Source organism: Rhodoferax sp. (assembly GCF_028715765.1).
GTDB lineage: Bacteria > Pseudomonadota > Gammaproteobacteria > Burkholderiales > Burkholderiaceae_C > Rhodoferax.
In genome coordinates, this window is sequence record NZ_JAQURE010000009.1 from 20785 (window position 1) to 39865 (window position 19081).

Annotated in this window: 15 protein-coding genes; 7 read left to right on the forward strand and 8 right to left on the reverse strand. The window is 60.7% G+C overall.

The window, feature by feature from the left end; genetic code table 11:
• Window positions 1-13 precede the first annotated feature (13 nt).
• From PHT20_RS05195 to PHT20_RS05220, 6 genes are all read right to left on the reverse strand, one after another.
• Window positions 14-2464 carry an EAL domain-containing protein gene (locus PHT20_RS05195; protein WP_301019709.1) on the reverse strand — a complete coding sequence of 817 codons (2451 nt, stop codon included), beginning with the start codon at window positions 2462-2464 and terminating at the stop codon, window positions 14-16.
• 99 nt (window positions 2465-2563) lie between these two features.
• On the reverse strand, window positions 2564-4000 hold the full coding sequence (locus PHT20_RS05200) for a sensor histidine kinase (protein WP_301019710.1): 1437 nt from the start codon (window positions 3998-4000) through the stop codon (window positions 2564-2566).
• Window positions 3997-4701: a response regulator transcription factor gene (locus tag PHT20_RS05205; RefSeq protein ID WP_301019711.1), complete on the reverse strand. Its 705-nt coding sequence runs from the start codon at window positions 4699-4701 to the stop codon at window positions 3997-3999. Before PHT20_RS05205 ends, PHT20_RS05200 begins: the two co-directional genes overlap by 4 nt.
• Window positions 4694-6028 (reverse strand): multifunctional CCA addition/repair protein, encoded by a 1335-nt coding sequence (locus tag PHT20_RS05210; RefSeq protein ID WP_301019750.1) that lies wholly within the window; start codon window positions 6026-6028, stop codon window positions 4694-4696. Before PHT20_RS05210 ends, PHT20_RS05205 begins: the two co-directional genes overlap by 8 nt.
• A 1-nt stretch (window position 6029) precedes the next feature.
• A complete protein-coding gene (locus PHT20_RS05215) occupies window positions 6030-6710 on the reverse strand; it encodes a glutathione S-transferase family protein (RefSeq protein ID WP_301019712.1) in 681 nt (226 codons plus the stop codon).
• A gap of 30 nt (window positions 6711-6740) precedes the next feature.
• Window positions 6741-8735, reverse strand: a complete 1995-nt coding sequence (locus tag PHT20_RS05220; protein WP_301019713.1) for a transglycosylase SLT domain-containing protein — start codon at window positions 8733-8735, stop codon at window positions 6741-6743.
• Between the two features lie 36 nt (window positions 8736-8771).
• Here PHT20_RS05220 and PHT20_RS05225 point away from each other — a divergent pair, with 36 nt between their 5' ends.
• The 6 genes from PHT20_RS05225 to PHT20_RS05250 all read left to right on the forward strand — a co-directional run bounded on the left by PHT20_RS05225 (window position 8772) and on the right by PHT20_RS05250 (window position 15680).
• Window positions 8772-9344, forward strand: coding sequence for a 5-formyltetrahydrofolate cyclo-ligase (locus PHT20_RS05225; RefSeq protein WP_301019751.1), 573 nt, complete (start codon window positions 8772-8774; stop codon window positions 9342-9344).
• 81 nt (window positions 9345-9425) lie between these two features.
• Window positions 9426-12563 (forward strand): type ISP restriction/modification enzyme, encoded by a 3138-nt coding sequence (locus tag PHT20_RS05230; RefSeq protein WP_301019714.1) that lies wholly within the window; start codon window positions 9426-9428, stop codon window positions 12561-12563.
• Between the two features lie 90 nt (window positions 12564-12653).
• Complete coding sequence (locus PHT20_RS05235) at window positions 12654-12932, forward strand: DUF1778 domain-containing protein (RefSeq protein ID WP_301019715.1); 279 nt, start codon at window positions 12654-12656, stop codon at window positions 12930-12932.
• Window positions 12929-13435 carry a GNAT family N-acetyltransferase gene (locus PHT20_RS05240; protein ID WP_300085310.1) on the forward strand — a complete coding sequence of 169 codons (507 nt, stop codon included), beginning with the start codon at window positions 12929-12931 and terminating at the stop codon, window positions 13433-13435. The genes PHT20_RS05235 and PHT20_RS05240 overlap by 4 nt, the downstream gene beginning before the upstream one ends.
• A gap of 119 nt (window positions 13436-13554) precedes the next feature.
• Window positions 13555-14937 carry a bifunctional UDP-N-acetylglucosamine diphosphorylase/glucosamine-1-phosphate N-acetyltransferase GlmU gene (gene glmU, locus PHT20_RS05245; protein WP_301019752.1) on the forward strand — a complete coding sequence of 461 codons (1383 nt, stop codon included), beginning with the start codon at window positions 13555-13557 and terminating at the stop codon, window positions 14935-14937.
• Entirely contained in the window at window positions 14934-15680 is a 747-nt protein-coding gene (locus PHT20_RS05250; RefSeq protein ID WP_301019716.1) for an ATP-binding protein, read from the forward strand. Before glmU ends, PHT20_RS05250 begins: the two co-directional genes overlap by 4 nt.
• Here the strand turns inward: PHT20_RS05250 and PHT20_RS05255 are convergent.
• On the reverse strand, window positions 15625-16122 hold the full coding sequence (locus tag PHT20_RS05255) for an Lrp/AsnC family transcriptional regulator (protein ID WP_301019717.1): 498 nt from the start codon (window positions 16120-16122) through the stop codon (window positions 15625-15627). The two genes, PHT20_RS05250 and PHT20_RS05255, sit on opposite strands and share 56 nt — an antisense overlap.
• A 60-nt stretch (window positions 16123-16182) precedes the next feature.
• The gene (locus PHT20_RS05260; protein ID WP_301019718.1) at window positions 16183-17070 is read right to left on the reverse strand and encodes an EamA family transporter; all 888 of its coding nucleotides are present in this window, start codon (window positions 17068-17070) and stop codon (window positions 16183-16185) included.
• 139 nt (window positions 17071-17209) lie between these two features.
• Here PHT20_RS05260 and glmS point away from each other — a divergent pair, with 139 nt between their 5' ends.
• Complete coding sequence (gene glmS, locus PHT20_RS05265; protein WP_301019719.1) at window positions 17210-19078, forward strand: glutamine--fructose-6-phosphate transaminase (isomerizing); 1869 nt, start codon at window positions 17210-17212, stop codon at window positions 19076-19078.
• Window positions 19079-19081: the final 3 nt, after the last annotated feature.

A 19081-nucleotide genomic window follows, 5' to 3' on the forward strand; every position in this document is an offset into this window, starting at 1 on the left:
TGGCAATTAAACGTTACGGGTTGATGCCCAGCAATTGCTCAAACTCAGCCGCGGGCACCGGCCGGGAAAACAGGTAACCCTGGCCATAGTCGCAACCGGCGGCGGTGAGCAAATCGCGCTGGAGTTCGGTCTCAACGCCTTCGGCAATCACCTTCATGCTCAGCGCGTGTGCCATGGCAATGATGGCCTGGCACAGCGCCATGTCGGTGGAGCCGGCCACCAGCTGGCGCACAAACGACTGGTCGATCTTGACAAAATCAATGTCAAAACGCTGCAGGTAAGACAGTGACGAGTAGCCGGTGCCAAAGTCGTCCAGCGACACATTGATGCCGTCGTCGCTCAAGCCCAGCAGCTGGTCGAGCACGCCAGCGCTGGTGGACAGCAGCAGCCCTTCGGTGATTTCCACCACAATGCTTTCGCCGGGCAGCCCCAGCGCAGTGAGCTGCTCAATCCACGGCGTGTGCGCCGGGTTGGGGTTTTCAAACTGCACCGGCGACTTGTTCACGCTGATCTGAAACTGCGGATACAGCGTTTTGCGCCAGTGCTTGACTTGCGCTGCGGCTTGGCCAAACACCCATTCACCCAGTTCCACAATCAGCCCACTGCTCTCGGCCACTGGAATGAATGCCGCTGGGCTGATGAGGCCGCGTACCGGGTGCTGCCAGCGCACCAGTGCCTCGGCTTTGTGGATGTGGCCGGTGGCCAACGTCACGATGGGCTGGTACACCACCCGAAACTCTTGGCGCGTCAACGCGCTGCGCAGGTCGGCCATGAGCTGGGCGCGCTCGCGTGCGGCAACTTGCAAGGCGGGGGTGAAAAAGCTAAAGCGGTTGCGCCCCGCGTCTTTGGCCACATACAGTGCCTGGTCGGCGTTTCTGAACAGGTCTTCGGTGCTTTGGCCGTCGGTGGGGTAGACCGTGACCCCCACGCTGGCCGACACATACACCTGGTCTTGCTCCAGCGTAAAGGCAGCACTCAGGGTGTGCAGCAGCTTGGGCAAAATGGTTTGCAGGTGGTTGGCATCACTCAGCTCGGTGATCAGCACGGTGAACTCGTCGCCGCCCATGCGTGCCACGGTGTCGACCTCACGCAGGCAGGCCTGAATGCGCCGGGCAGCCTCGACCAGCAGCACATCGCCTTTGGGGTGACCCAGTGTGTCGTTGACCTCTTTGAAGTGATCCAGGTCAATGAACACCACCGCAAGCAGCTGGCCGTCGCGGCGGCATTTTTTAAGCTCTTGCGCCAGCCGCTCTTGCAACATGCGCCGGTTGGGTAGACCCGTGAGGGGGTCAAAGTGGGCTTGTTGCCAGATCAGCGCTTCGGCGGCTTTGCGCTCGCTGATGTCGGTGTGAGTGCCAATCATGCGCAGCGGCTCGCCTTGCGCGTTGCGGCTGATGACCAGGCCGCGGCTGTGCACCCATTTCCAGCTGCCGTCTTTGCATTGCACCCGGTGCTCGTTGCTGTAGCTGGGGGTCAGACCGGCCAAGTGGTTGTAGCGGTTGAGCTGCATGGCGGGCACATCGTCTGGGTGGGTGCGCTGGTCGAGCGCGGTCAAGGCTGACGGCAGCTCGCTCTCGGCGTAGCCGTACATGCGCAGCAACTGGGGCGACAAATACTCTTCGCCGGTGGGCACATGCAAGTCCCACACGCCATCGCCCACACTCTCCAAGGCCAGTTTCCAACGCGCTTCGGAGTCGCGCAAGGCCAGTTCGGTGAGCTTGCGTTGGGTGATGTCTTGCACGATGGCGGTGCGTTTCGCCACATGCCCATGCCGCCAGACGGAGGTGCCGCGCGAATGCACCCAAATGCGCCGCCCGGTCAGGGTGAACATTTCAAGCTCTAACTCGTGGGTGGCGGGCTGGCGCACGCTGTCTTGGTAAGACGCATCCACCAGCGCCTGGGCTTGCGCTGTGAACAGTTTGCGGGTGTTGTGCAGGTCGGGTTGGAACTGCTCTGGGGTGGTGTCAAAAATGCGGTAGGTGCCGTCGGTCCAGGTCTCGGTTTGAGCCACAAAGTCAAGCTCCCAGCCACCCAGTTGGGCCAGCGCCTGGGTGGCAAACAGCAGCTCGTTGGCGCGTTTGCGGGCGGCTTCAGCTTGAATGTAGTCGGTGACATCGGCAAAAGTGCGCACCATCATGCCACTGGGCAGCACGTTAGAGCGCACTTCAAGCGTGCGCCCGGTGCGGGTTTGGCGCAAAAAGTGAGTTGGCACCGGCGCTTGGCCACCGGCCAGCACGTAATCGCGGGCCACTTCATCCACCAAAGAAGCGGCGTCGCCAAAGTCGCCACGTTGCATCTGAAAGGCATTCATTTCAGCCAGGGTGGGGTGCTTGTCGAAAAACGCAGCGGGTATGTCAAGCAGCTCGCACAAGCGTGTGTTGTACAAGCACATACGCCCGTCCGTGCCCAGCATGTAAATGCCTTGGCTGATGCTACCAAGCAGGGTTTGCAGGGAGTTTTTCATGGTGAAAAAGTGGGACGCAATAAAAGTGGCTTCACAGAACGTGTTTTACCACCACGCCTTATCTGTGTGGCTATGGAGGGGGGTAAAAACCACTGAACTTTAGCGCGCTGCACCGGCTGGCAACCACAGTTGCACTCGCAGGCCGTGCGGGGTTTGGTTGAGCACCTTGGCTTGGCCACCATGGCGCTGGGCAATTTCGGCCACGATGGCCAGCCCCAGTCCGCAGCCGCCGGGCAGGGCGCTGGCGCGCCAGAAGCGCTCAAACACATGGGAGAGGTCGGCATCGGCCAGGCCGGGGCCGTTGTCGGCAACTTCCAGCAGCACCAAGTCGCCTTGCGCTTGCACGCCCACCGTGACTTCGCAGCCTTGGCCGGCGTAATTCAGCGCGTTGTCGATGAGGTTGCTCAAGGCTTCGCGCAGCAGCAACGGCGCACCGGCCAGCCACAGATGGTCGGCGCCTTCAAATCCCAAATCCACCCCGGCTTTGAGGGCGCGCGGTGTCCAGTCGCACGCCACCTCGCGGGCCAGCGCGGCCAGGTCCAGCGGCTGCAAGTTCACTTCAACCTCGTGGCGCGCCAACGACAGCAGTTGGTGCACCAGGTGGGCACTGCGCTGTGCGCCTGAGAGCACTTTGGTCAGCCGCTGGTGCAGGGCGGCGGGGTCGTGCTCCAGCAGTGCCAGCTCGGTCTGGCTGATCAAGCCCGCCAGGGGGGTGCGCAGTTGGTGTGCGGCATCGTTCAAAAACCGCTTTTCTTGCCCCAGGCTGCGCCGCACGGTGGTGAGCAACTGGTTCAGCGCGGTGGCCAGGGCGTGCACTTCTTGCGGTGCTTGGGTCAGCTCGATGGGCGACAAGTCGGTCAGGGCTTGCTTGCGCCGGTCGCCCAGCTGCGCTTGCAGCCGGGTCAGCGGCTGCAGCCCGCGCGAGATGCCGCCATACACCAGCACACTCAGCAGCGCGCCCAGCAGCAGCAGGGGTGCCAGCATGTCGGCAATCAGCTCGGTGGTCAGGCGCTCTTGCACCGCCAGGCTTTTGGCCAGTTGCACGCGCAGGCGTTGCGGTGATGCGTCTTCGCCGTAGTTCACCTCCAGCAACGCCACGCGCATCGGTTTGCCGTCAATGGCCACGTTGTAAAGCAGGGTGGTGTTGGCTTCAATTCGCACGCTGGCGTTGGGGCCGGGCAGCTTGCCATTGCCCAGCAAAAAGCGCCCCGGTGGGCTCGACACCATGTAGCTCACACGGTCTTGGGGGTCTTGCTCAATGATGTCTTGGGCGGCTTTGGGAAAGTCCACCAGCAGCCCTGAGCCAATCGGTTTGACTTGGCGCGAGAGCGAGCGCACCGACTGTGTGAGCGACTGGTCAATGGCTTTTTCGGCGTAGCTCAGCGCAATGCGGTAGGCCAGCGCGCCCCCCACCAAAAACAGCACCAGCTGCGGCAACAGCAGCCACAGCAGCAGCTGGCGCTTGAGCGACAGGCCGCCCTGCAGCGGGTGAGGGCTGGCCGGTGCAGCGGGAGCCAGCGGCGTGGCAGTGTTCACGGGCTGGTGTGTTCCAGCATGTAGCCTAGGCCGCGCACGTTGCGGATGTTCAGGCCCGAGTCGACCAGCTTGCGGCGCAGGCGGTGGATGTAGACCTCCAGCGCGTTCGAGGCCACGGCACCGGCCTCCGCCGGGGTGCTTTGCCACGACTCCAGCACATCTTCGCGGCTGACCACGCGCCCGGCATGGGTGACCAGCAGCGACAGCAGCGCCCACTCGCGCTGGGTCAGCTCTAGCGCTTCGTCTCCCAGCCAGGCTTGCGGCAGGTGGGCATCGACCCGCAGGCCGCGCGCGCTGTGGCTGCTGGCCACTTCCAGCGAGCCGCCAAAGGCGGGCAGGCGGGCGCGGCGCAGCAGCGAACCCAGGCGGGCTTGCAGCTCTTGCATGTCAAAGGGTTTGGTCAAGTAGTCATCGGCACCGGCGTTGAGACCCTGGACGCGGTCTTCAATGCCGTCGCGCGCGGTCAAAATCAGCACCGGCAGCGCAGGCAGGCGTTTGCGCACCCAGCGCAGCACGTCCATGCCGCTGATTTTGGGCAAGCCCAGGTCCAGCACCACGCCGTCAAAGCGCTGGGTTTCCAGCAAGTGCTGGGCCGCTTCGCCATCGGCCGCGGCGCTGACGCTGTGGCCGGCTTGCGCCAGCTGCGCGCACAGGCCGTCGCGCAACAATTCGTCGTCTTCAATGATGAGCAGGTTAGACATGGGGCGTGAGCATACTTGAGGCTGATGGGGGTGCGATGGTTGCAGTGGCCGCCTGCACCGCGGTAACCCGTGCGGCGCGAATGGCTTCACCGACTTTTATGCCGCTAGCGCCGGTAGTCATTGCCTGAGTAGCTATTTTTTTTGTATCAACTTGTTGCGTTGCAGCGAGCACCTTGAGCAGATGGGCGCGTTGCGGGTAGGCGGCGGCATCAAACCCCAGGCGGCCGCGGGCATCGCACTCGCAGGCCAGCAGCAGGTGGGCAAAGCGGGTGGGTTGGCGCAGGGCGTCGCAGCGCTCCAGCAGGCGCATCAGGGCGGCGGCATTCAGTTCCAGACTGCGGTGGATGTTGCTGTGTTCACGCGCGGTCAGGTCGGCCAGGGCGCGGCACTCTAGCGGCACGCGCAGGCGTTCACACAGTGGTTTGAGCAGTTGGGCGCTGCGCCCTTCGTGCCCCAGGTGGCGCGGCAAGATGTCGGCTGGGGTGTTGCCTTTGCCCAGGTCGTGCCCCAGGCAGGCAAAGCGCACCGGCAGCGGGGCGTGCAGGCGCGCACTCATGTCCAGCACCATCATCACGTGCACGCCGGTGTCGATTTCGGGGTGGTAGTCGGCACGCTGGGCCACGCCCCATAGGCGGTCAAGTTCAGGCAGCAGGCGTGCCAGCGCACCGCACGCGCGCAGCACGGCAAACATGCGCGAGGGTTGGGGCTCCATCAGCCCTTTGGCCAGCTCTTGCCACACGCGCTCGGCCACCAGGTGGTCGGCCTCGCCATGCGCCACCATCTGGCGCATCAGCTCGGCGGTTTCAGGCGCCACGCTGAAGTGGCTGTAGCGCGCGGCAAAGCGTGCCACCCGCAGAATGCGCACCGGGTCTTCTGCAAAGGCCGGCCCTACATGGCGCAGCAGGTGGGCGGCCAGGTCTTGGGCACCGCCGTGCGGGTCAATCAGCAGGCCAGCTTGTTGCCAGTCTTGTGCTGGGGTTGAAACTTCAGCATGAAATTGGCCTCTAACGCTTGATACGTCTGCGTGAACAGCTATCGAGTTTATAGTGATGTCGCGGCGTGCCAAGTCTTCTTCCAGGGTCACGTCTGGGGCTGCGTGGATGGCAAAGCCGTGGTAGCCGGGGGCGGTTTTGCGCTCCAGTCGCGCCAAGGCATATTCCTCGTGCGTGTGTGGGTGCAAGAACACCGGGAAATCTTTGCCCACGGGGGTAAAGCCTTGCGCCAGCAGGTCTGCCGGGCTGGCACCCACCACCACCCAGTCGCGGTCTTGCACTGGCAAGCCCAGCAAGGCATCGCGCACCGCACCGCCGACCAGATAGACCTGCATGTCAGCGCTGTAATCGGTAGGGCTCTTCAAAGGCCAGAAAGTCGTGCTCGGCGCAGGCGGCATCCAGCCAGGCTTTGACGCCAGGCAGCGCCAAGACGTGTTGCACATAGGCTTGCACATCAGGGGGCAGCGGCAGGGCGTAGCTGACCAGCCGGGTGCAGATCGGGGCGTAGTAGGCATCGACCACGCTGAAGTTGCCAAACAGCAGCGGGCCGCCGCTTTTTTGCAGGCAGTCGCGCCACAGGCTGACCAGGCGCGCCACGTCGGCGCGCACTGCAGCGTGGTCGCGCCAGATCAGCGCGCCGGTGTCGGGCAGGCGGGCTTCGATGTTCATCGGGCAGGCGCTGCGCAGGGCGCCAAAGCCGCTGTGCAGCTCGGCGCAAATGCTGCGGGCGCGGGCGCGGTCGGCGCGCTCGTGCGGCCACAGCTCGCACTCAGGAAACTTTTCAGCCAGGTATTCGGCAATCGCCAAGGTGTCCCACACCACCAAGTCGCCGTCCACCAGCACCGGCACTTTGCCCGTGGGTGAGACCGCTTTGAGCGTGGCTTTGAAGTTTGACTCTGGCGTGAAGGCATCAAAGCGCACCATCACTTCTTCAAAAGGGATGTCGGCTTGGGTCAGCAGCACCCACGGGCGCATTGACCAGGAGGAGTAGTTTTTGTTGCCAATGTAGAGTTTCATGTGCAAGCGGGTGAGGTGGTTGGAGGTAAGTCAAGGCAGCTCGCGGTTGACTTGGGCGCTGGCATGGGCGGGCCCAATCTGCCCCAGCCGGGCTTTGAGCGACTGGGTTTGGCCGCTGATCATGGCGGCGTAAATGGTGGTGTTGGCCAGCACTTTTTTGACGTAGTCACGGGTTTCGTTGAAGGGCACGTTTTCCGCCCAAATGGCAGCCTCTAGGCTGGGCGTGTCGCCCTGGCCACGCCATTTGCGTGGCCGCCCAGGGCCGGCGTTGTAGGCGGCGGCGGCCATTGGCATGGAGCCAGCAAAGTCATCCAGCACCAGCTTGAGGTAGCCGGTGCCAATGGCAATGTTGGTGTCGCGGTCATTGAGCTGCTGCGGGGTAAACCCGGTCAGGCCAATTTTTTTGGCAGTCCAGCGGGCGGTGGCGGGCATGACTTGCATCAGGCCTGAGGCACCTACGCCAGAGCGCGCGTCAGTGATGAAGCGGCTTTCTTGCCGGATCAAGCCATACACATAGGCCGGGTCCAGGCCAATGGCTTGGGTGCGGGCCAGCACCGCTTGTTTGTGCGGCATGGGAAAGCGCTGGGTCAGGTCGATCACGCTTTTGGTGCGCTCGCTGGTGTTGATGCAGCGGTCCCACACCTCGTGCTGGCAGGCCAGGTCGGCCGCGGCCAGCAGTTCACGGTCTGACAGGCCGCCGGGGCGGTGCAGGTTGGTCTGGTAGTTCCACTCGCGCACGCCCTCAGCACGCAAACCGATGGCGATGGCCGTGAGTGCCCGCTGCAGGCCGGGGTTGCTGCGGGCAGCCTCTTTTTCAGATTCGGTCAAGGCCTCGGGCGAAGGCGGCGGGGTGATGGGCAGCCCCAGCTCTTCTTGCGCCAGCAGCTCATAAAAACCACGCACACCGGCCATGCTTTGCAGCAGCGCCTGGCCTTCTTGCAACGCCGCCGGGTTGTTTTTGACGTTCAGCAGCCCGCGGGCGCGCCAGTAGACCCAGGTGGGCTCGGCCGCCACAGCCGGGCTCATGGCGGCAATGGCTGACAGCACCCGCGGCCAGACACCGGCGCGCAGGGCCGCGCGGGCATACCAGGTGAGGTGCTCGTCGCTCATGTCTTTGGCGCTGCCTTGGGCAAAGTAGCCCATGGCATCAGGTGAGAGTTGCATGGCCGACTGCTTGCCAATGGCACCCCACGCCCAGCCCCGTTGGTCAGGCGCAAGGGCGGCTGCCCAACGGGTTTTCAGGCTCTGGGCGGCGGCATCTGGGGCGCTGTCGGCCAGCCGCACCAGTGCCAGCAGCGCCAGTTCTTGCGCCAGTGGCTGGCTGCTGGGGGTGGTGACTTTGAGGTAGTGCGCGGGCTTGGCCAGCAGGGTGCCCAAGGCGCTGCTGGCCTGCGGTGCCACCATGGCCACCACTTGCTGGGTGGCTCTGGGTTGGCGCGCTTCCAGGCTCAGGCGGGCTTTGCGCCAGAGGTCGGCGGGGGTCAGCAGCTGGTGGTCAAAGTGCATTTGTGCGGCCAGGGTGCAGCCGTCGCTGGCGTTTTTTTGTTTGAACCAGAGGTCTTTGGTTTCTTGTGACATGTCCACGCCAGCCAGGGTGTGCTCCATGGCCAGGGTGTAGCAGCGTACCTCGCGGTCATCTTGCATGCGGTAGTGGGGTGCCTCGGTCACAAACTGACTCCAGTCGCGACGCTGACCCAGCAGCAGCAGCCAGTCGTTGCGCAGCCGGTCTTCTTGGTAGGTGCCGGCAAAGCGCTTGAAAAAGGCCTGCACTTCGTCGGCATTGGCAGTGTCAAGCCGGGCTTTAAGCTCCCAATAGGCCGCCCAGGGCGCCAAGGTGTGGCGGCGGGCGGTGGGCAGCAGCTCGGTCAGGCGCTTGGATTGGCCTTTTTTAAAGGCCTCAGCCATGTCCAGCAGCACCTTGTCTGCGTCCTGTAACTTGGGCTGGGCTGGGGGCTGTGCGGCGCTAGCGGCCAGCGCCGCGGCGCTGGTGAAGACAATCAATGTCAAAATGGTTCTGAACTGCATGTGGAGATTATGAATAACTCTGATGAACAAAAGGCGCTGGACAAAAAAGCCTTGCGCCAACGCCTGATTACCCAACGTCTGCAACTGCCGGACCGCACCCAGCGCATTGCCGCGTTGCAGCAAGTGATGCGCATCTGGCTGGTGGGGCGCGCTGACACCGTGATTGGTGCCTACTGGCCGATCAAGGGTGAGTTTGACCCCTTGCCCGCCCTGCACCGCTGGAAAGAGGACGGCGAGCTGATGGAACAGCCCCAGTTGCGCCAGATTGGGCTGCCGGTGGTGGACAAAGTTCACAAAACCATGACCTTTCACACCTGGTATCCCGGCTGCCCCATAGAAGACGATGCCTTCGGCATTCCCAAACCCAAAGACACCGAAGTGATTGTGCCCACGCTGCTGTTTGTGGCGTGCGTGGGCTACGCCCCCGGTGGCTACCGGCTGGGCTACGGTGGTGGTTTTTACGACCGCATGCTGGCGGGCTTGTCGCCCCGGCCGTTCACCGTGGGGCTGAGTTTTGCCACCGACTTTTTGCCCGACTTTGAGCCTGAACCGCACGACCTGCCGATGGACGCCATCTTGAACGACCACGGGGTGGTCTGGCCGGTCTGAGGTTTTCATTATTTTTGCTATTTTTAAAATAGCTATCTGCGCTTATTCTATAAGCGCTAAATGCCAATTTGATTCATAAAAATGAGCCTGCTTCTGATCAACCATTACCTGCGTCAGCTAGACCTGATCAAAAAAGTCAGCGGCTCCAACCGTGAAACCATTGTGCGTGAGGCCTTCAAAGACTTGCTGAAAAATTGGGGCAAGCAGCATGAGCTGGTCTTCATTGCCGAGTACGGTATGAAAACCGCCAGCAAGACCCTTATCAGCGTTGACGGTGCGCTCTTGCATGAGCTGCGCATGCCACTGGGCTACTGGGAAGCCAAAGATGCCAACGACAACCTTGATGCTGAAATCGTCAAGAAATTCAAAAAAGGCTACCCCCAAGACAACATCATCTTCAGCGACGACGCGGTTGCTGTGCTGTGGCAAAACCGCGCAGAAGTGTTGCGCTGCGACATGACCGACACCACCGCGCTGGCGCATCTGCTGGAGGTGTTTTTCAGTTTTGAGCGCCCCGAGATTGCCGGTTTTCGCACCGCTGTGGAGCAGTTCAAAACGGATTTGCCCGCCGTGCTGCAAGCGCTGCGCCACATGATTGACGCGGCGCACGTGGCCAACCCCAGTTTCAGGCAGTCGGAAGAAAAATTTTTGCGCCATGCGCAAGAGGCCATCAACCCTATCTTGACCGAAGCCGATGTGCGCGAGATGCTGATTCAGCACATCTTGACCGAAGAAATTTTTGCCAAAGTGTTTGATGACAGCGACTTTCACCAGCACAACAACGTGGCGCGCGAGTTGTATGCGCTGGAAGGCGCGTTTTTTACCGGGGCGTTAAAAAAGCAAACTCTCAAAGGCTTGGAAACCTATTACGCCGCCATTCGGGCTGCAGCAGCCCAAATCAGCAGCCACAGCGAAAAGCAGACGTTTTTAAAGATCATTTACGAAAATTTCTACAAGGTTTACAACACCAAAGCGGCAGACCGGCTGGGCGTGGTCTACACCCCCAACGAGATTGTGCGGTTCATGATTGACGGGGCAGACTGGCTGTGTGAGCAGCATTTTGGCAAAAACCTGATTGACCCCGAGGTGGATATTCTTGACCCCGCCACCGGCACTGGCACCTTTATTTGTGAGCTGCTGGAGCACTTTCGTGGCCAGCCGCAAAAGCTGGCGCACAAATACCGCCACGAGCTGCATGCCAATGAGGTGGCCATCTTGCCCTATTACGTGGCCAACCTGAACATCGAGTCCACTTACGCCGCCATCACCGGCCAGTACGAAGAATTTCAAAGCCTGTGTTTTGTGGATACGTTAGACAACGTGGGTCTGCACACCGCGGCCAAGGGCACAACGGTCGAGCTGTTTGGCAGCGTGTCAGAAGAAAATGTGGCGCGCATCAAACGCCAAAACAGCAAGCGCATCAGCGTGGTCATAGGCAACCCGCCTTACAACGCCAACCAGGCCAACGAGAACGACAACAACAAAAACCGCACCTACCCGCACATTGATGCCCGCATCAAGCAAACCTACATTGCCCAGAGCACAGCGCAAAAGACCAAGCTCTATGACATGTATGCGCGCTTCTTCCGCTGGGCGAGTGACCGGTTGAACCAGAATGGCATCATTGCTTTTGTCAGTAACAGCTCTTTCATCGACAGTCGGACATTTGACGGCTTTCGCAAGGTGCTGACACAAGAGTTCAATGAAATTTGGGTGGTAGACCTCAAAGGTAACGCTCGCACAAGTGGTGAGCGGCGCAGGCAGGAGGGGGGCAACATTTTTCACAACCAAATTCGTGTGGGTGTGGCGATTTGGTTTTGTGTCAAAAAACAAGGCGCGCGCGGCTGCAAAATCATGTATGAGTCAGTGCCTGACTACGAAAAAGCAGACGAAAAACTAAGCTATGTCAGCAGTAAACCCCTTTGGGAACATCATTTTGACCACATCAAGCCGGACGAAAAAAACAACTGGATCAACCTGACCCACAACGACTTTGACACCTTGCTGCCACTGGCCAGCAAAGAAACCAAAGCCGCCAAGACCAACCGGGATGTGAAGGCCATTTTTCGCAAGTTTTCTTTGGGGGTTGTGACTGCACGAGATGAGTGGGTTTATGACGTTGACCCGAAACAAGTCGAGCGCAAGGTGAAATGCTTGATTGATGCCTACAACCAGCAGCTTAGGGGGTTGAAAGGTACTTTGCGCAGTCGCAAGGGGCTTGAAAACCGCCTGACGAACAACATCAAGTGGTCGCGTGCTGTGAAAAATGACTTGAGCAAATCGGTGACCTACAAATTTGTAGCCGACTATGTCTGTTCCTCGCTGTATCGCCCCTATGTCGAGCGCAAGCTGTATTTCAGCAAACAGTTGAACGAAATGCAGTATTTGCTGCGTGAGATATTTGGGCCCGGGCAGGGCAGTCAGGCCATTTGCATTTCTGGCGTGCCTGCAGCCAAGCCTTTTCAGACCTTGGCAGTCAACAGCATTCCTTGCTACGACATGCTCGAAAAAACCCAGACACTGCCTCTGTATCGTTATGAACTTGGGCAGCGCGTTGACAACATCACCGACTGGGCGCTCAAGCAGTTCACCGCGCACTACCGCACGGCTCAGTCCCCTGCACCAACTGAGCCCCCAGCGCAAGGCCGTCAGACGCGTGGCAAGGCGCCTCAAAAAATCACCAAAGAAGCCATCTTTCACTACTGCTACGCGGTCTTGCACGACCCCATTTACCGCGAGAAATACGCCCAAAACCTGAAACGGGATTTTCCGCGCATGCCGTTTTACCCCGATTTTTGGCAGTGGGCCGCCTGGGGCGAGAACCTGATGGCGCTGCACATTGGGTTTGAGAACGCGGCGCCGTTTGCGCTGCAGCGCATTGACATTCCCGACGAAAAATCGCGTGCGGCGGGCTTGCCACCTAAAACCTTGCTGCGTGCCGACCCCACTGCGGGCAGCATTGCCATCGACACCGAGACAACCCTGCGCGGCATTCCGCCCGAGGCCTGGGCTTACAAGCTGGGCAACCGCAGTGCCTTGGACTGGGTGCTGGATCAATACAAAGAAAAAAAGCCCAAAGATCCCACCCTGCGCGAGCAGTTTGACACCTACCGCTTCGCCGACCACAAAGAAAATGTCATCAACCTACTGATGCGTGTCACCACGGTGAGCCTAGACACTGTGCATTGCACCACCGCCATGCAGCAGACCAGCCGTTAATCTCCATGCCCTGGCACAGGCCGATGTGCGTCATTGTCAGTACGTCGTCCGGACGCTATGATCTGTCAATCCACTCCCCATGAGCCTGCCATGAACACCTTGAACCTCTCCAAAACCCAACGCATTGACGTTCGCGCCAGCGAAGCGGTGAAGCTGCTGTTGCAAGAAGCAGCGCGGGCGAGTCACAAAAATGTCAGTGAATTTTTGCTTGACGCGGGTGTGGTGGCGGCCAACCAAGCCTTGGCTGACCGACAGCGGTTTTTGCTCTCGCCCACGCAGTGGCAGGTGTTTGAAGCGGCACTGGATCGACCGGTTCAAACCAAGCCACGCTTGAAACAATTGCTGTCTGAGCCTGGGGTGCTGGATTGAGTGCAGTTTATGAGCAGGTTCGCAAGCTCAGCCATGTCGACCGTGTGGATGCCTTTGATTGCGGTGTGCTGGCGCTGAACCAGTTTCTGCAACGGTTTGCACTCAGCAGCCAAAAAGCCCACAGTGCGCAAACTTATGTCAGTTGCCAAAGCGACTGTGTGGCGGGTTTTTACAGCCTGGCAGTGGGCAGTGTTGAACACGATGCAAGTCCCAACCGAGTGACCAAAGGCTTGGCGCGGCACCCTGTGCCGGTGATGATTTTGGCCAGACTGGCGGTTGACTTGTCGCACCAAGGCCAAGGTTTAGGCCGTGCACTGCTCAAAGATGCGCTGCGTCGCACCGCTTTTGCTGCAGACATTGCAGGCATCCGATGTCTCTTGGTGCATGCCAAAGACGATGCCGCCAAGCGTTGGTATGAAAGCTGGGACTTTGAGCCCAGCCCAACCGATGCGTTTCAGCTCTTTTTGCTGATCAAAGACATCAAAAGCCTGCTCGACGGGTGATGATTTCACCGCCTTTTGTTTCGCTTCCCTACCATCATACTCACACTCAAAACCCCACGGAGGTTCCCTTGAACGCCACCCCAGACATTTTTTCGACCGCTCCCATTGACGTGCTCATCATGGCCGCAGGCAAAGGCACACGCATGAAAAGCAAGCTGCCCAAAGTACTGCACCAGCTGGGTGGGCGCGCTTTGCTGCAGCATGTGGTGGACACGGCGGCGCTGCTCAATGCCCGCCAAGTTACCGTCATTACCGGTCATGGCGCTACAGAAGTAGAAGCTGCTTTGGCAGTAAATACGGGCGCTGCAGGCCAATTTGACTTGAATTTTGTGCGTCAGGAGCCGCAGTTGGGCACTGGCCACGCGGTGCAGCAAGCGGTGCCGGTGCTGCGTGACGATGGTTTGGTGGTGGTGCTCTCTGGCGATGTGCCTTTGACGCAAGCCGCCACGCTGCAGCAACTCATTGATGCCAGCGCGGGCAAGCAACTGGCGCTGTTGACCATCGACTTTGCCGACCCCACTGGCTATGGCCGCATTGTGCGCGAGGGGGCTGCGGTGAAAGCCATCGTGGAGCAAAAAGATGCCTCGCCAGCGCAACGCCAAATCACCGAGGTTTACAGCGGCATCATGGCGGTGCCTGCGCTGCAACTTAAAAAATGGCTGGCGCGGCTGGACAACCAAAATGCCCAGGGCGAGTATTACCTGACCGACATTGTGAAATTTGCTGTGGCTGATGGTGTGCCGGTGGTGGCGCACAAAATTTTGGACCCGGTGCAGGTGGCTGGGGTCAACAGCCCGGTGCAGCTGGCTGAGTTGGAGCGCGCTTACCAAAAGCGCATCGCGCTCCAGCTCATGGAGCAAGGTGTGCGCCTGGCCGACCCGGCGCGGCTGGATGTGCGCGGCAGCTTGAGCTGCGCCACCGATGTGTCGATTGACGTGAACTGCGTCTTTGAAGGCCAGGTCAGCCTGGGCGAGGGTGTAAAGATTGGCCCCAACTGCTGCATCAAAAACGTCAGCATTGCGGCCGGTGCGGTGATTCACCCCTTTACCCACATCGAAGGCGGCGCGCCCGGCAGCAAGGACGCAATTGAGGTAGGTGCCGGCAGCTTGATTGGCCCATTTGCCCGCCTGCGCCCGGGCGCCCGGCTGGGGGCTGAGGTGCACATTGGCAACTTTGTGGAGGTCAAAAACTCAACCCTGGCCAAGGGCGCCAAGGCCAACCACCTGGCCTATTTGGGCGATGCCACGGTGGGTGAGCGCGTCAACTATGGCGCCGGGTCAATCACCGCCAATTACGATGGGGCGTTCAAACACCGCACCGTCATTGAGGCCGATGTGCACATTGGCAGCAACTGCGTGCTGATTGCCCCGGTGACCATTGGCGCGGGCGGCACGGTGGGCGGTGGCTCCACCATCACCAAAGACACCGCGCCGCTCACGCTGGCCGTGGCGCGCGGCCGCCAGGTGAGCATTGCCAACTGGAAACGGCCAAGCAAGAAGTGAACACGCTGCCAGAGCTGCAGCGCCAGCTGGACGACGCGCGCGCCGAGCTACAGGAATTTACTTACACCGTCTCGCACGACTTGCGTGCCCCGCTGCGCCACATCACCGGCTACGCGCAAATTTTGGCGGAAGACTGGCCCGACATGCCTGCTGAAGCGGCTAGCCACTTGGGGGTGATCACCCAGTCTGCGCAGGTGCTGGCCAGCCAGCTGGAAGGCTTGACACAGCTCTCGCGGCTGGGGCTGCAGCCGCTCAACTTGCAAGCGGTGGATGTGGCAGCACTGGCGCAAGATGCCGCGCAAGAAGTGGCAGCACGCTACCCGCAGCAAGTGGTGCAGTGGCAGCTGGCCGCTGACGTGCCGCTGGTGCTGGCCGACAGCGCGCTATTGCGCCAGGTGCTGGTGCAGGTGCTGGACAACGCCGTCAAATTCAGCCGGGGTTGTGACCCGGTGGTGGTGGAACTGAGCTGGCAGCAAGCAGCCCCGCAGCACTGTCAGTTGAGCATTTGCGACCATGGCGTAGGTTTTGCGCCTGAGCAAGCCAAAGCCTTGTTCAAGGTCTTTGGCAAGCTGCACCCGGCACGCGAGTTTGCCGGGCTGGGCTTGGGGCTGGTGACTTGCCGCAAGATCATGCAGCGGTTGGGGGGGACGGTCGCCATTGAAGGCGTGCCAGCCAATGGTTGCAGCGTCACGCTGGTCCTTCCGTGGGCAGCGGCAGCGCTGCCCCAAACTTGCTGCGCTTGAGGCTGAAAAAGCTTTTCACATTGCGCACATTGACGTCTGTGGTGAACAGGCGCTGGGTCAAGGCCAGGTAGTCGGGCATGTTGGCCGCGTGGACGATCAGCACAAAATCGGGTCCGGGCGAGACCCGGTAGCACTGTTGCACAGCGTCTTCTGGCAGCACTTTTTTCTCAAACGCCTCCAGCGCGTGCTGGTCTTGCCGGTCTAGCGTGATTTCCACCACCACACTCAGCCCATGCCCGGCCACCTTGGCCAAGGTGTCCACGCTCAGAATCGCAATTTTTCGCTCAATCAGCCCCGTCTCTTGCAACCGTTTGACGCGGCGCAGGCACGTAGGGGGTGAAATGTGCACCAGCTCAGCCAATGCCTGGTTAGACAAAGCGGCATCTTTTTGCAGCTGGCGCAGCAGCAGCAGGTCGGTCGGGTCAAGGTGGAAAGGGGTCATGATCTTGTATTTGATAGCACCTCATGCTCTATTCATAAGCTCTAGAGGCCAATTTGTCACTTATTTCTTGCGCCGCTGCAGCCACCATGGCCAGAGCAGGTTGAGCGCCAGGCCACTCAGCACCAGGGCGGCAGCGATCAGCTTCCAGGCGGGCAAGCCTTCACCCAGCCACAAGGCCGAGCCGCCCATGCCAAACAGCGGCACCAGCAGCGCCATCGGGGTGATGGTGGCGGCGCTGTAGCGCGCCAGCAGCCAGCCCCAGGCGGCATAGCCAAACAGCGAATTGCCCCAGGCCTGCCAGGCCACGGCGCCCCAGGTGAACGCATCGGCCTGCGCCAAACTGCCCAGCACCACCTCCCAGCCCTCCATCCACAAGGTCAGCAGCAGCAACGGTGGCACGGCAAACAAGCTAGACCACACCACGTAGGCCACCATGTTGATGCGCCCAGCCGCCCGGCTGACCAAGTTGCCGCCCGCCCAAGACAACGCAGCCAGCAAAATCAGCCCCAAACCCAACAGCGTGGTGCTGCCGTCGGTGTGGGTCACGATCACGCCCAGGCCTGCCGCGCCCAGCGCCAGCGCCCACAGTTGCACCCTTTGCAAAGACTCGCCCGCCAGCAGCATGGCCAGGCCAATGGTGAAAAACACCTGCATCTGAATCACCAACGAGGCCAAGCCGGCTGAAATGTGGCCGTTCATGGCCACAAACAGCAAGCCAAACTGCCCCACACCAATCAGCAGTCCGTAGCCCGCCAGGTTGCGCCACGGCACGGCTGGGCGTTTCAGAAAAAACACCATGGGCAGCACCACCACCACAAAACGCAGCGTGGCAAACAGCAGCGGCGGCATCTGCCCCAGCGCCAGTTTGATGACCACAAAGTTGCTGCCCCACACCGCCACCACCGCCAAGGCCAGCCAAAAATGGCGCAAAGAGAGTGAAGTTTTCATTCAAAAAATAAATTTATTTGGAATATTAAATCACACAGTTCATTTTGTGAAATTTAAAAACTAAAAAACCAAAAAATAGACTGCTTATTTCATAGTGAAGTCACTACGATGCAATTTTCATTTTCATGGAGCAGTCTTTATGTGTGGCATTGTCGGCGCCGTTTCCAACCAAAACATCGTTCCCATTCTGGTACAGGGCTTGGCTCGGCTGGAGTACCGCGGCTACGACTCCTGCGGCGTAGCGGTTTACGCCAACGGTTTGCAGCGTGCGCGCAGCACGGCGCGGGTGTCAGAGCTGATGGACCAAATTGCCACCACGCACCTGGAAGGCAGCACCGGCATTGCCCACACCCGCTGGGCCACGCATGGCGCGCCCGCTGTGCACAACGCGCACCCGCACTTCAGCCACGGCCCGGGCGCTGATGCCTACAGCAAGCCGGGCCGCGTGGCGCTGGTGCACAACGGCATCATTGAAAACCACGACGCCTTGCGCGCCGCCCTGCAAGCCAAAGGCTATGTGTTTCAAAGCCAGACCGACACCGAGGTCATTGCCCACCTGATTGACAGCCTGTACGACGGTGACTTGTTTGAAGCGGTCAAGGTGGCCATTGGCAGCCTGCGCGGGGCGTATGCCATTGCCGTGTTTTGCAAGGACGAGCCGCAGCGCTTGATAGGTGCGCGCGCTGGTTCCCCTTTGATTTTGGGCGTGGGGGTGGACGGCCAGTCGCACTACCTGGCCAGCGATGCCATGGCGCTGGCCGGTGTGACCGACCAGATTGTTTACCTGGAAGAGGGCGATGTGGCCGATATTCAGCTGGGCAAATACTGGCTGGTGGACAAGGCCTTCAAGCCACTGAGCGCCGCCCAGCGCCCGGTGAAAACCGTGCACGCCCACAGCGGCGCGGCCGAGCTGGGGCCGTATCGCCACTACATGCAAAAAGAAATTTTTGAGCAGCCACGCGCCATTGCCGACACCCTGCAAGGCGTCGACAGCATCGTGCCCGAGCTGTTTGACGGCGCACAAGCCAGCGCCGCGCGCGTGTTCAAAGACATCGACTCGGTGTTGATTCTGGCCTGCGGTACCAGTTTTTACAGCGGCTGCACCGCCAAATACTGGTTGGAGTCCATTGCCAAAATCCCGACCCAGGTGGAAGTGGCCAGCGAATACCGTTACCGCGACTCGGTGCCCAATGCGCGCACGCTGGTGGTCACCATCACGCAGTCTGGCGAAACCGCCGACACGCTGGCTGCCCTGCGCCACGCGCAAAGCCTGGGCATGCCGCACACCCTGACCATTTGCAACGTGGCCACCAGCGCCATGGTGCGCGAGTGCGAGCTGGCCTACATCACCCGCGCCGGAGTTGAAATTGGCGTGGCCAGCACCAAAGCCTTTACCGCACAGCTGGCGGGCTTGTTTTTGCTGACCCTGGCGTTGGCGCAGTCGCGCGGCTTGCTGTCAGATGCCGAAGAGGCACGCCACATCAACGCCATGCGCCACTTGCCGGCTGCGCTGCAGGCGGTGCTGGCGCTAGAGCCGCAAGTGATGGCCTGGGCGCAAGACTTTGCAGCCAAAGAAAATGCGCTGTTTTTGGGGCGCGGCTTGCATTACCCCATTGCGCTGGAAGGCGCGCTCAAGCTCAAGGAAATTAGCTACATCCACGCCGAGGCTTACCCCGCTGGTGAGCTCAAACACGGCCCGTTGGCGCTGGTGACCAGTGCCATGCCGGTGGTGACCGTGGCACCCAATGACGTGCTGCTGGAAAAACTCAAAAGCAACATGCATGAAGTGCGCGCCCGTGGCGGCGTGCTGTATGTGCTGGCCGATGCCGACAGCCAGATTGAGAGCAGCGAAGGCGTGCACGTGATCCGCATGCCCGAGCACTATGGCGAACTCTCGCCCATGCTGCACGTGGTGCCGCTGCAGCTGCTGGCTTACCACACCGCCTGTGCCCGTGGCACCGACGTTGACAAACCGCGCAACTTGGCCAAGAGCGTGACGGTGGAGTGAGGC